The organism is Veillonella sp. VA137 (assembly GCF_003992015.1).
In the GTDB taxonomy this organism is placed as follows: domain Bacteria; phylum Bacillota; class Negativicutes; order Veillonellales; family Veillonellaceae; genus F0422.
The window spans coordinates 1-15,552 of the sequence record NZ_RQVK01000010.1 but is presented as its reverse complement, the minus strand read 5'-3'; the positions used below and the strand labels follow the sequence as shown (position 1 = coordinate 15,552).

Sequence of the window (15,552 nt, the reverse complement as noted above, 5' to 3'; positions counted from 1 at the left end):
GCTAGAGGGTGAGTCATCACCCTCTATTTTTTTAGGAGGGTGTAAATATGGAAGTATCATTTAAGACAAGAGTTAAATTAGTTCTTGAAGAATGTGCATTAGATTATTTACATAACTATATTGGAAAAAAATATGTAGTGTATTCTAGTAATTTTACGCAAAATGCATACTATATAATTGATGCTAAGAAAGACAATTATTTGCACTTGACTGGTGTAATAACTAATTTAAAAGCTAGTGTATTTTTTGATAAATGTATTGCTAGAATATTAGAAGAAAGTGATTTTGATCTAGGTGATAAAAGTAGAAAGGGTTCGATTAGAAAAAAGATAAAGGTATTAAAGACAGCAGTAAACCTTTTTGATGGAACACATACAATTAATGTCGAAGAACGATTTATAAAAAATAAGGTTGTGTGCTCTTTTGCAACCTCTGATGGAACGTGTACATTAGGATTTATTCTTGATAAAAATTCTAAGCCATTGACTTTATTAAAAGGTAATATGCTTAGAAATCCTAGTCCGGTTGACTTAATTGTTGAAAAAGGTAACGATAAAAAATATATATCTAAGATTATTTTTAATAAAAATAATCTTAATCTAAATGAAATTGTACAATTATTATCTCTTGAGATGAGAGGTTAATTTACTATATACAACACAAAGGAACATCGGTAGCAATGCCGATGTTCCTTTTATTGTTATAGACACCTCTCTGTGCTAGGGTATTATAGCTACTCGCATATCTTTGATGTGCCTTTAAGAGAGTATTAAGACTCTTTTAATTGTTTTGTCAAAAATGTATTCTACGCTTACATTTTGCAGGGTAAAATGTAACAATCTAATTGCTTAGTATTATAGTATTTTGCTATAATAAGAAGGCACATTTATAGAAGCTAGAATGATTATGAATTAGTGAATATGTGCTTTAGGCGACACGTTTGTGCTGACTAAAATTGATGCAAGTGAAACAATTTCTTACAACTTAAAAGAAATTCTATTTTTTTCAATTTGTAAAAAATACTAATTGGGTATATAATCGTAATTATGTGACATCATTTTTTGAGAAGGGAATGATGTCAATTTTACGTTTTAAAAATCAACTGTTCTAGATAGTATGGGAGGTTATCAGGTATGTCGTAATATGTATTGGATGTTTATCTATGGGATTACGTAGGATGGTGAAAGAAAACATAATAATATACATAAGCATTCAATAGTAGGCTGACGAGAGATAGTAAGTAAGTGTGAATCGCTCTGGTCGTAGTAGGACTTTCAAAGGTGAAAGCGTGTAGTAACAGCGAGTGCAGAATATATGGAACGTAGTTAACAGTGTGTATAGGAGTCAAAACACAATGAATAAGATATTTAAAGTTATCTGGAGCAAGTCTAAACAATGTTATATCGTTGTCTCTGAAATGGCGAAAAACCATTCTGGGAAAAAGAAAATCGTCGTAGCAAGCATCTTGGCGGCTATGGCTGTGGGGTCGGAAGTAACAGTTTCTGCGGTACCTGAAGGACCTACGACAGCCAATTCAGTTTCATTGGGGGTAAGTAGTAGTTCCTATGGTGGAAATGACAGATATAATGCTGGTGATAAGGATATATCCTCGGTATCTATTGGTAATACAGCACGAACAAATGGTGCGGGCTCTATTGCTATAGGTAGTAATGCGCAGTCTGGATTTCGTGTTAATGGATTAACACCTCAAGATGTTAATTATGGGGTTGCTATTGGACGTACAGCGGTAGCTACAGGCGATTATGGTGTTGGTATTGGTTATAATACACGGGCTACACTACATGGTATTGCTATGGGGGAACAAGCTCGCTCCGTTAAAGAAGGGGCTACTACACTAGGTGTTAGCTCTCGTGGATATGGCAAAGGTGCCATTGCCATTGGTTGGCAATCTCTAGCTGGCGCTGATGTCTATACAGCTGGTGTACCAGGTAATGACATTAATAAAGATAATGAGAGCAAGATTAACGATTATAATAGCTGGGGTGATATGTCTGTAGGTTTACGTGCTTTGGCAACCGGTGGTAATGCTACAGCCTTAGGTCGTAATGCAGCGGCTACAGCAACAAATGCCGTAGCTATCGGCGGTGGTAATGGCAATAGCTTTAATGATAATACAGAACGGACACAAGCTACAGCTGAAAAAGCAACTGCCATTGGATATAACGCTACAGCATCTGGTAAAAGTGCCTCTGCCCTAGGAAACAAGGCATCTGCATCCGCAGAAAATGCGGTAGCTATTGGATCTAAAGCTAATTCTAGTGATGCTAATGCAACATCAATTGGTACAGATGCACAGGCAAGCAAAGTTAGATCCACAGCAATCGGTTATGAAGTTAGAGCGACTGGTAAAAATGCGGTAGCCATCGGTTCAAGTGATGCAGATGCTAGAAAAATAGTAGCTGCAGGAGAGAGTGCCATTGCTGTTGGTACAAAAGCACAAGCGAATAATGATAGCTCTACAGCCATTGGTAAAGAGGCACTAGCAGGGAATACGAATGCCATTGCACTTGGCACATCAGCAGAAGGTAAAGGCGATGCATCTACAGCCATCGGTACAAGTGCTCAAGCTACAAAAGCTAAATCGATTGCTGTCGGTAATGAAGCCGAAGCAACAGAAGCTAGTGCTACAGCTATCGGTGATGGAGCTAATGCAGAAAAAGAAAATGCCGTAGCCATTGGTAAAGGAGCTGTTTCAGGTGGTACTAGTGGTATCGCTATGGGTAATGATGCACAAGCACAAGCAGCAGATACTATTGCAGTAGGTACTACTTCCCGTGCATCGAATGCTAATGATAGTGCATTTGGTAATGCAGCCAAAGCAACTGGTGGTGGATCGACGGCCATTGGTTATACAGTGAATGCAAGTGGGAATCAGTCTTTCGGTGCCGGCTCTAATACAGCCGTATCCGGATCAGCAGCGGTAGGTATTGGTTATAAAGTGACTGCTTCTGGCGATAGAGCCATCAGTATTGGTAATAACGATGGTAACAACACAACGAGTGCTACAGCATCGTATACCATTGCTATCGGTTCTGGAACAACAGCAGGTGGCAGTGGAGCCGTTGCTATCGGTAAAAACGTACAAAATGCGAAAGAGTATACAACGGCAGTAGGCATGAATCTGACTGCTAGTGAATCCGCCACAGCCAGTGTGTTATTAGGCTATAATTCTACGTCACAGGGGAATCAATCGGTTAACGTTGGTTCCACCAATACTACAGAGAAAGCAGCGCAGTACTCCACAGCCATTGGTTATAAAGCAAAAGTAGGAGGCAAAAATGCTATTGCTATTGGTTCTAACCCAGATACAGGGGATGAGTTAATTGCTTCTGCTACAAACTCCGTAGCCATTGGTACTTCGGCACAAGCAAAAGCGGAAGGTGCTACTGCTATGGGCAAAGGGGCAAAAGCAACGGCTTCAAATTCCTTAGCACTTGGTTCAACTTCTAATTCTTCGGCTGAAAAAGCTCTAGCTCTTGGTAATAGTGCTACTGCTGCTGCTAATTCCGCTATTGCGTTAGGTGATTCTGCACAAGCTAAAGCAAACCACAGTGTGGCTATCGGTACGAGTGCGAAAGTATTAGGCGGACAAGGTAGCGTAGCCATTGGCTGGGGAACAGAGATTGGGGAGAATGAAGTAACACTTTCCAACAAAGTACCAGACGCACAAAAGACATATGCTTATTTATTAGATAAATCATCGGAAGATGCGGCTAATGATGCAGGAAACGGCATTGTAGCAATCGGTAAAAAACGAGACTCTAATGATGGACAAACTATCGCCCGTCGTTTGACAGGTCTAGCAGGTGGTGTGAGTGATTATGATGCGGTAAACTTGAAACAGGTGAAAGCATTAGAATCCAATGAGCGCCATATCAAAGCAAAAACGGGAAATACAGCCTATAAACCAGATGCTACTGGTAAAATCACTCTTAATTACGTAAACGGTAAAGGAGAAGATGTTTCTGGTGAAACAGCTGAAATTACGGACGTAGCAAAAAAATCTGATGAATGGATGCTACGCACGCAAAATGGTACTACTACAGCAGATGCTACTCCACAAACTGTGAGTGGTTTGACGAAAAAAGCTGTTACCTTAAAAGCAGGTGATAACATCGCTATCGAAAACAGTAATGGTACGGTTACCATTAAAGCTAAGGATGTAGTGACTTCTATTACCAGTGGAAACAATACAGCATTGACGGTGAACCCTAGTAACGGAGCTGTGACCATTACCCCTAATATTGCAAGCTCTGTAGGAGCCACTGGTGAAGATGGTAAACTGGTAACTTCTGGCATCGTGAAAACTGCCCTTGATAATAAAATTGATAAAACTGCAGAGATGCATATCAAAACTGGTGAGTATACAGTTGGTGCTGATGGTAAAGCATCTTTGGTTCAACAAAATGGTAATAACCAAGACCAAAGCACTCGTGTAGTAATTAAGGACATTGCGCAAAAATCTGTAGTAGATGGTATCAATACAACAGTGAATACCCATACGACACAGATTTCCAATCTTACTACTGCGGTAGGGGGAAAAGTTAGTCAATCTGATTTTGACGCTTTCAAAGGTAAAGCAATTACTTTCACAGGCGACGATAATGCTGGCGTAGCTCGTACATTAGACACGACGTTAACGGTGAAAGGCGGCGCTAATTACACATCTACCACAGCGAATACGAACATTCGTGTTGAAAAAGATGGTTCTAATGGAGCCAATGGATTACTTGTTAAATTATCTGACAAGCTGTCTGGTATGAAAGAAATCGCTGGTAACGGCTCAGATAATTTAGTGATCAAAAATGGCACGAATACAGTGACTATCACACCGGGCAAAGCTGGCGACAATGGTACGGTTAACTTTGGCAATGCAAAAGTGGTAGCATCTAATTTAGACGCAGATATTGCCTATAAAGCGGGCACTGAAACAGCGAAGAATAAGGTTAAATTAGCAGATGGATTTAACTTCGTAGCAGGTACTGGTACAGTAGCACCTAAAAATTTACCAGCAGGTACGGCAAGCACAACAGCGGCAACAGATGGAGTAGCCATTAAAAAAGGTATCGCCATTTCTACAGCTGCAAATGGCGTAGTTAACATCGGCTTAGATAGCGACACACGTGGTGCTATCGACAATGCAGCCGATAAAAACTTAAGCAATTTATCTGATGCTGGCAAAGATAAAGTAAAAGAACTAGCGAAAGATGCGGCGAAAACAGCTGTAAAAGTAGCAGATGGTATCAACACAACAGTGGATACAGATACAACAACTACAGTAGGTACAACAATTTACAAAGTGAATGCAAATGACACAACAGTAGCAGTTACAGGAGATGGCCTTGCAATTACTGGTGGTGATCTAGGTACAGATAAAGTACGTAAGTATTCCTTAGATTTATCCGATGCTACAAAAGCTAAATTAAAAGCTGTAGACGGTTTGGCTACCGTTATCGGTGGTACAACAATTGCTGCAAATGGTACAGTAACAGGACCAACTTTCAGTATTACCAAAGCAGATGGCACTAGTGAAAATGCAACTACCTTGAAAGATGCTATCGATAAGTTAAATGCAACTAATGTTGGACAAAATACAAAAATCTCTGAAACTGCAGGTAAAGTAACTACCTTAGAAGGTAAAGTAACAACATTAGAGGGCAAAGTAACAGATTTGGGAACAACAGTTACTAATAATTACAATGACCTATCTAACAAAATTGCCCAAGCTGGAACAGCAGCTACGACAGCGGCTACAACAAAAGGGTTGAACTTCACTGGTGACGACACAACGGATACTGGTAAAGTGCACCGTGATTTAGGAGAAACCTTAACGATCAAAGGGGGAGAAAACTTCACTCGTGGAGCTAATGAGAACAACATTAAAGTTGTGAAAAATGATAAAGCTCTTGATGTGAAATTAGCAGAAAATCTTGCGAACATCAAAGAAATCGCAGGTGATGGTACGAATGACTTAGTTATCAAAAATGGAGACAGTAAGGTTACTGTAAAAGCACCTAAAGATGGAAACACAGGTAGTATTGATTTTGGAGATACGAAATTAGTAGCTTCTAACTTAGATGCGTCTATTAAATATCGTGCAAACGATGAAGCAGCAGGAAATGCAAAATCCGTTAAATTAGCAGATGGCTTTAATTACGTAGCAAGTAACGAAGCAACCACAACTGCAGAAGGTCCTAAATCTGGTTTAGCGATCAAAGCAGAGGATAATGGTAAAGTTACATTTGGTTTAGATAAAGCTACTCGTGAAAAAGTAGACAATGCAGCTGATAAAAACTTAAGCAATTTATCTGATACTGGCAAAGACAAAGTAAAAGAATTAGCGAAAGATGCGGCGAAAACAGCTGTAAAAGTAGCAGATGGTATCAACACAACGGTAACGACAGATACAACGACTACCGCAGGTACAACAATCTACAAAGTGAATGCAATTGATACAACTGTAGCAGTAGGTAGTGATGCATTAACGATCAATAATGCAACTCCAGATGCTACTTCAAAAGTTCGTGCTTATACATTAGACCTATCCGATGCTACAAAAGGTAAATTAACTGCTGTAAGTGGTTTGGCTACCGTTATCGGTGGTACAACGATTGCTGCAAATGGTACTGTGACAGGACCAACGTTCAATATTACAAAAGCAACTGGTGGTACTGATACTGCAAATACTTTAAAAGATGCTATTGATAAATTAAATGCTACCAATGAAGGACAAAATACAAAAATCTCTGAAATTGCGGGCAAAGTAACAGATTTGGGAACAACAGTTACTAATAATTACAATGACTTATCTAACAAAATTACCCAAGCTACAACAGCCGCCACAACAAAAGGGTTGAACTTCACTGGCGACGATACAGCAGACAATGGTAAAGTACACCGTGATTTAGGAGAAACCTTAACGATCAAAGGTGGAGAAAACTTCACACGAGGAGCCAATGAGAACAACATTAAAGTTGTGAAAAATGATAAAGCTCTTGATGTGAAATTGGCAGAAAACCTTGCGAACATCAAAGAAATCGCTGGTGATGGTAAAACAGATTTAGTCATCAAAAATGGCGATACTAAGGTTACAGTAAAAGCTCCTAAAGATGGAGAAAAAGGTAGCATTGACTTCGGAAATACGAAATTAGTAGCTTCTAACTTAGATGCATCTATTAAATATCGTGCAAACGATGAAGCAGTAGCGAATGCGAAATCCGTTAAATTAGCAGATGGCTTTAATTACATAGCAAGTAACGATGCAACCACAACTGCAGAAGGTCCTAAATCTGGTTTAGCGATCAAAGCAGAGGATAATGGTAAGGTTACATTTGGATTAGATAAAGCTACACGTACCACTCTTGATAATGCAGCAAGTAAAGAGTATGTAGAAAATGCACTAACTAACCTAAATAGCACAATTACAGGCAATGCAAATCTAAACTTTGCTGGTAATGTAACAAAAGACGCACAAGATAAAGCTGCGGATAAAATAGGCTTAGCATTAGCTACTGGCACATTACATGTTAATGGCGATAATACAAACATTGTTACCACAGCAAAAGGTGATACCATTACTGTTGAATTGGCACAAGCTGTGAAAGACCAATTGGCTAAAGTTGGCGATACAGCCTCTAATGGCCGTGATGGTGTAAATGGTACATCTGGTGCACAAGGTTTAACTGGTGCAGATGGTTTAAACAATGCCACATTAAACGATAAAGTAAACGCTCTACGTAATGGCGAAGCTGGTTCAGTGGTGTACACTAACGAAGCTGGGGACCGAGTTATAAAAGCTAAGGATGGTAAGTACTACAAAGCTGACGAAGTAAAAGCTGACGGTACTGTAAAAACTGCAGCGGAAAACAATAACAAAGAACCGCAAGCAGTAGACAACCCTCAAGCACGTGTGGTGAATGGCAATGGAGATACAAAAACAGCAACTACCTTATCTAACATTGCAGATGGCAAAGTAGGAGCCAACTCCAAAGAAGCTGTGAATGGTGGTCAATTACACACTGTGAAATCTGACCTAGCTACAGCATTGGGCGGTGATTCCAAAGTGAATACTGACGGATCCTTTACAGGTCCTACGTACAACATCACAAAAGATGATGGTACTAATGGGACTGAACATGTTAAAAATGTAGGTGATGCGATTTCTAAGCTAGATACTCGTATCAACAATGCAAACTCTACGTTAGCTACAAAAGGTTTAGACTTCTATGGTAACAAGGATATAGCTGACACAGATAAAGTACACCGTAATTTGGGTGAAGCTTTAAAAGTGAAAGGCGCAGAAAACTTTGCTCGTGCTGAAGGTACTAAGAATAACATTGATGTGGTGAAAAATGCTGCAGGCGATGGATTCGATGTGAAATTGGCTGAAAACCTTGCGAACATCAAAGAAATCACTGGGGATGGTACCCATGACTTAGTGATTAAAAACGGGGATACTAAGGTTACAGTAAAAGCTCCTAAAGCTGGAAATACAGGCAGCATTGATTTCGGAGATACGAAATTAGTTGCTAATAACTTAGATGCGTCTATCAAATATCGTGCAAATGATGAAGCAGTAGCGAATGCGAAATCCGTTAAATTAGCAGATGGATTTAATTACGTAGCAAGTAACGATGCAACCACAACTGCAGAAGGTCCTAAATCTGGTTTAGCGATTACAGCAGAGGATAATGGTAAAGTTACATTCGGCTTAGATAAAGATACTCGTAGTAAAGTAGACAATGCAGCCGATAAAAACTTAAGCAATTTATCTGATGCTGGTAAAGAAAAATTCAAAGAATTAGCAAAAGATGCAGCGAAAACAGCGGTAAAAGTGGCTGACGGTATCAATACAACGGTTACTACGGATACAACGACTACAGTAGGTACAACAATCTACAAAGTGAATGCAAATGACACAACAGTAGCTGTAAATGGAGATGCATTAGCAATCTCTGGTGGCACTCCAGATGCTACTTCAAAAGTTCGTGCTTATACATTAGACTTATCTGATGCTACCAAAGGTAAATTAGCAGCGGTAGGTAATTTGGCAAATGTCATTGGTGGCACAACGATTGCTACAGATGGTACAGTAACAGGACCAACTTTCAATATTACGAAAGCAACTGGTGGTACTGATACTGCAAATACTTTAAAAGATGCTATCGAAAAATTGGATGCAGCTAACCAAGGTCAAAATACAGCGATTACGAATCTAGGTACAAGAATTACTAACTTGGTAGATGGTGGCATGACGTTCATCGGTGATGATGCAACAGCAGATAAAGTAGCTCGTAAATTAGGAGAAACTTTAAACATCCATGGTCAAAACAACATCACTGTGAAAAAAGATGGTACCGATGCGACTACATTAAATGTTAAGTTAGCTAGTGATTTGAAAAATATCACATCCATCACAAATGCCGATGCAGATGGCAAACCAGGTAGCAAAATTACCTTAGGCGCAGATGGTGTATCCATTGCTAATACAGCAGCAGGTGCAGATGGCGCAGCTGGGGACACAAAAACTGTAACTATTAGCAAAGATGGTATCAATGCTGGTGGAATGAAAGTCACTAATGTAGCGAAAGCAACAGAGAATGGCGATGCAGCAAATAAAGAATATGTAGATAATGAGATTACTAAGCTACAAACAACAGTCACTAATAATGCAAACCTAAACTTTGCAGGTAATGTGACAAAAGACGCACAAGATAAAGCGGTAGATAAAGTAGGCTTATCCTTAGCAACGGGTACATTGCATGTCAACGGCGATAATACAAACATTGTAACGATAGCAAAAGGCGATACCATTACCGTGGAATTGGCACAAGCTGTGAAAGACCAATTGGCTAAAGTTGGCGATACAGCATCTAACGGCCGTGATGGCAAAGATGGCGTATCTGGGGCGAAAGGATTAACTGGTGCAGATGGTTTAAACAATGCCACATTAAATGACAAAGTAAACGCTTTACGTAATGGTGAAGCTGGATCTGTGGTGTACACTAACGAAGCTGGGGACCGTGTGGTAAAAGCAAAAGATGGTAAATACTATAAAGCTGATGAAGTAAAAGCTGATGGTACTGTAAAAACTGCTGATGAAAACAATGGCAAAGCACCACAAGCAATCGACAACCTACAAGCACGTGTGGTGAACGGTAATGGAGATACAAAAGCTCCGACGATTTTATCTAACATTGCAGATGGCAAAGTAGCAGCTAACTCCAAAGAAGCTGTGAACGGTGGTCAATTACACACTGTGAAATCTGACCTAGCTACAGCCCTTGGCGGTGATTCCAAAGTCAATGCTGATGGATCTTTTACAGGTCCTACGTACAACATCACAAAAGATGATGGTAGTAATACAACTGAAGAAGCGAAAAATGTAGGCGATGCGATTTCTAAATTAGATACGCGTATCAACAATGCAAACAGCTCCTTAGCTACAAAAGGCTTAGACTTCTACGGCAATAAAGATACTGAAGATACAGATAAAGTACATCGTAACTTAGGTGAAACTTTAAAAGTGAAAGGCGCAGAAAACTTTACACGTGCTGGTACGAATAACATTGATGTGGTAAAAAATACAGCAGGTGATGGATTCGATGTGAAATTGGCAGAAAACCTTACGAATATCAAAGAAGTTGCTGGTAATGGTACAGATAACTTAGTGATCAAAAATGGTGATGCGACAATTACATTGAAACCGGCAAAACCAGCTGTGAAGGATCCTGCTACTGGAGATGAAACGACTCCAGCTAAACCAGCTACAGTGGACTTTGGTGACAGCAATGTGGTAGCGAAAAACTTAGATGCCTCTATTACATACCGTGCGAATAATGCTGAAGATACAGCTGCAAATACAGTAAAACTGAAAAAAGGTTTGAACTTTGTAGTAGGTACTGGTACAGTAGCGCCAAAAAATCTAGAAGCAGGTACGGCAAGTCCAAGCGCGACTACAGATTCTGTAGCTTCTAAAAAAGGTATCGTCATTTCCACAGACGTTGATGGTGTGGTAAATATCGGTTTAGACAGTGACACACGTAGCGCTATCGACAATGCAGCAGATAAAGCTGATGTGAATGCAGCGGTTACTAATTTAGATACAAGAATTTCTAATTTGGTAGACGGTGGTATGACGTTCATCGGTGATGATGCGATGGCAGATAAAGTAGCTCGTAAATTAGGAGAAACTTTAAACATCCATGGTCAAAATAATATCTCCGTGAAGAAAGATGGTACCGATGCGACTACATTGAACGTAAAATTGGCAAGCAATTTGAAAAACATCACATCTATCACAAATGCCGATGCAGATAATAAACCAGGTAGCAAAATTACGTTAGGTGCTGATGGCGTAACAATTACGAATACGCAAGCTCCAGTAGCAGGTGCTACAACAGGAGAAACGAAAACTGTCACTATCGGTAAAGATGGTATTAATGCTGGTAACATGAACATCACAAATGTAGGAGAAGCTAAAAATGATGGCGATGCGACGAACAAACAATACGTAGATAGCGCTATCAATAAGTTAGGTGAAACTTTAACGAATAACGCGACATTGAACTTTGCTGGTAATGTGACGAAAGACGCACAGGATCAAGATACAGAAAAAGTAGGCTTATCCTTAGCGAAAGGTACATTACATGTCAACGGTGATAATACCAACATTGTAACTACAGCAAAAGGCGATACGATTACTGTGGAATTGGCACAAGCTGTGAAAGACCAATTAGCTAAAGTTGGGGATACAGCTTCTAACGGCCGTGATGGTAAAGATGGAGTATCTGGTGCGAAAGGCTTAACGGGTGCAGATGGCTTAAACAATGCCACATTGAATGACAAAGTAAACGCTTTACGTAATGGTGAAGCTGGATCTGTGGTATACACTAACGAAGCTGGCGACCGTGTGGTAAAAGCAAAAGATGGCAAATACTACAAAGCTGACGAAGTAAAAGCTGATGGTACTGTAAAAACTGCTGATGAAAACAATGGCAAAGCACCACAAGCAATCGACAACCCACAAGCACGTGTGGTGAACGGTAATGGAGATACAAAAGCTCCGACCACACTATCTAACATTGCAGATGGCAAAGTAGCAGCTAACTCCAAAGAAGCTGTGAACGGTGGTCAATTACACACTGTGAAATCTGACCTAGCTACAGCCCTTGGCGGTGATTCCAAAGTCAATGCTGATGGATCTTTTACAGGTCCTACGTACAACATCACAAAAGATGACGGTACTAACACAACCGAAGAAGCGAAAACCGTAGGGGATGCGATTTCTAAATTAGATAGCCGTATCAACAATGCAAACAGCTCCTTAGCTACAAAAGGCTTAGACTTCTACGGCAATAAAGATACTGCAGACTCAGATAAAGTACACCGTAACCTTGGTGAAACTTTAAAAGTGAAAGGCGCCGAGAACTTTACACGTACTGGTACGAATAACATTGATGTAGTGAAAAACACGGCAGGCGATGGATTCGATGTGAAATTGGCAGAAAATCTTGCGAATATCAAAGAAGTTGCTGGTAATGGTACAGATAACCTAGTGATCAAAAATGGTGATGCAACGATTACCTTGAAGCCGGCAAAACCAGCTGTGAACGATCCTACGACAGGTGACGTGACAACACCAGCTAAACCGGCTACTGTAGACTTCGGTGACAGCAATGTAGTAGCTAAAAACTTAGATGCATCCATTAAATACCGTGCGAACAATGCAGAAAAAGCAACAGCAAGCTCTGTTAAATTAGCAGACGGATTCAACTTCGTAGCAGGCACTGGCACAGTAGCACCTAAAGCTCAAGCAGCAGATGGCACAAATCCAACAGGAGGCGTAACAACTGCAACTAGCCCAACAGCGGCGACAGATTCTGTGGCGACTAAAAAAGGTATCGCTATTTCCACAGACGTTGATGGTGTGGTCAATATCGGTTTAGACAGCGACACACGCAGTGCTATCGACAATGCAGCGAACCAAGACTTGAGCAACTTGACTCCAGCAGGTAAAAAAGCAATTACCGATGCAGCACAAGGGGCAGTTAAGGTAGAGGCTGGCAACAATGTAACGATTGGTACAGAAACGAAAGATAATGTCACAACGTATACTGTGAATGGTCGTGATACCACTGTGAAAGCAGCTACAGGTGGCAGCGTATCTGTAACAGGTGGCAATCTAAATGCTAAAGGCGAACGAGAATACACAATAGATTTGACAGATGCAGCAAAAGCAGAAATCAACAGAATCGCAGGTATCGATACTCGTTTAACCACAGCGGAAGGAAATATCACTGCTTTACAAGGGGATATGACGAAAGCTAAAGCAGACATTGTTACGAATGCAGGCAACATCGCTACTAACGCAGGAAACATAGCAACTAACAAAGCTAATATTGCTAAAAATGCAGGAGACATCGCAACTAACGCAGGCAATATCAAAACAAATGCAAGCAATATTGCTAAAAATGCAGGAGATATCGCAACCAATGCCGGTAATATCAAAACAAATACAACTAATATTGCAACTAACGCAGGTAATATCGCTACGAACACTAAGAATATTGCAACTAATGCTGGCAATATAGCTACTAATACAAAAAATATAGCTACAAATGCAGGTAATATTGCAACTAACACATCCAATATTGCGAATAATACTACTAATATTGGCAAGAATGCCCAAGCCATCCAAGCATTACAAGGTAATTCAGCGACAAAAGATTTGAGCAACCTTACCAATGCTGGTAAAGATGTGGTAACAGGTTTAGTCAATGTAGTAGGCACAAATGGTATTACTGTAACAAATGCTACGGATGATACATCACGAGTAAAAACTTTCACAGCGAAACTGGATGACAAAGTGACATTTGGTAAAGATGGTAACAAAATTACTATCGATGGCACAACAGGTACTATTACAGTACCAAATGCTACGATCAATGTAGTGAACACGAATACAATTCAAGCGGGTGATGCTAATACAACAAATACGGCGGTAACCCCTGAAGGTGTAACGGTAACGACAAAACAACCTGATGGTACAGTAACATCCACTGTAATCATTAAAGATGGCACAGTATCTGGCTTGACAAATACGAAATGGGATCCAACAAAAGTAACGGATACTGATCGTAGTAAGGCAGCTACACAAGGTCAAGTGAAAGATGTGTCTGACACATTACAAAAAGGCCGTGTATTTGCAGCTGATACTGGTGTAGTATCTACTACAGTGGCATTAGGAGATACGTTAGCGATTAAAGGTGGAGCTACAGGTGCATTAACAGACCACAATATTGGTGTAGAATTAACTTCAGCTAATGGCAAAACGCCAGCTACTATGACAGTGCGCTTAGCGAAAGATGTACAAATGAAAGACGGTTCTACGTCCTACAATTACTACTTGCCTGAGGTAATCACAAAACCTGATGGTACGAAGGACATCGCTAAGAACGCAGATGGAACTGTGAAATACCAAACAGACAAAACGGGTAATCCGATTAACTTAGTCACAACTACTGTGAATGGAGAAGGTGTAACGATTACTCCAGTGAAAGGATTGAACAAACCATCCGTTAGCTTGACCGCAGATGGACTGGATAACGGTGGCAATGCGATTCATCATGTAGGACCGGGTACAGCAGCAGATGATGCGGCGACCCTTGGTCAAGTGGTGGCAGCAGCCAGCGCGGTGAGTCGTCAGGTGAACCAAACTGGGGCTCATGCAGCGGCACTAGCAGCGATGAATCCATTGAGCTATGATCCTCTCAAAAAATCCCAAGTCATGGCTGGATACGGCGCTTATAAAGGTAATAGTGCATTGGCACTCGGCGTGGCACACTATGCTAACGAAGATACTCTATTCAACGTAGGGGTCAGCGTAGGCAATGGTGAAAACATGGTGAATGCAGGCATGACGTACCGATTCGGTGGCGAAGACAGCATGATTCCAGAACGTTACAAAGGTGGTCCAATTTCTTCTGTGTATGTAATGCAAGATGAAATCACTGCTCTGAAAGCTGAAAATGCTCGCAAAGATGCGGAGAATGCTAAAAAAGATGCAGAGAATGAGGAAATGAAAGCACAAATTAAAATGCTTATCGAACGTGTAACAATGCTGGAAGCAAAAAAATAATACAGCTTACATGAGGTGAATGCCTTAGAGTATGATAAAAATGGACACTCAGTCGAAAGGCTGGGTGTCTTTTGTATGTACGTTATACAATCGATGAAAAGATAGATTTGAACACCTCTTGAAATAATTTCACATTTCTTCATCTTATCTTCATGAAGATAGTGCATAATATCTATATCGAAAAATATGAATACTTAATACTGCATAATATTAACAATAATATACTTGATTAGAAAAGGTACGAATATGCGTTCAATGATATCGTCAAAACGTGTAACTTGTGATAATAATAGGAGGGATAGTTCTCTCCTATATGTATTGTAAAAAGTGCATAAATCAATCAAAATAAATATTGATACTTTTCTATGTATTAGGTGTAATATACTAGACAA

General features: G+C 40.2%; 2 protein-coding genes. Both read left to right on the top strand.

Annotated features, from left to right (window positions below; genetic code table 11):
- The first annotated feature begins 47 nt into the window (after positions 1-47).
- The gene (locus tag EO116_RS05920) at positions 48-644 is read left to right on the top strand and encodes a PBECR4 domain-containing protein (RefSeq protein ID WP_127161051.1); all 597 of its coding nucleotides are present in this window, start codon (positions 48-50) and stop codon (positions 642-644) included.
- A 710-nt stretch (positions 645-1,354) separates the two neighbouring features.
- Positions 1,355-15,160, top strand: a complete 13,806-nt coding sequence (locus EO116_RS05915; protein ID WP_127161050.1) for a YadA-like family protein — start codon at positions 1,355-1,357, stop codon at positions 15,158-15,160.
- Positions 15,161-15,552 lie beyond the last annotated feature (392 nt).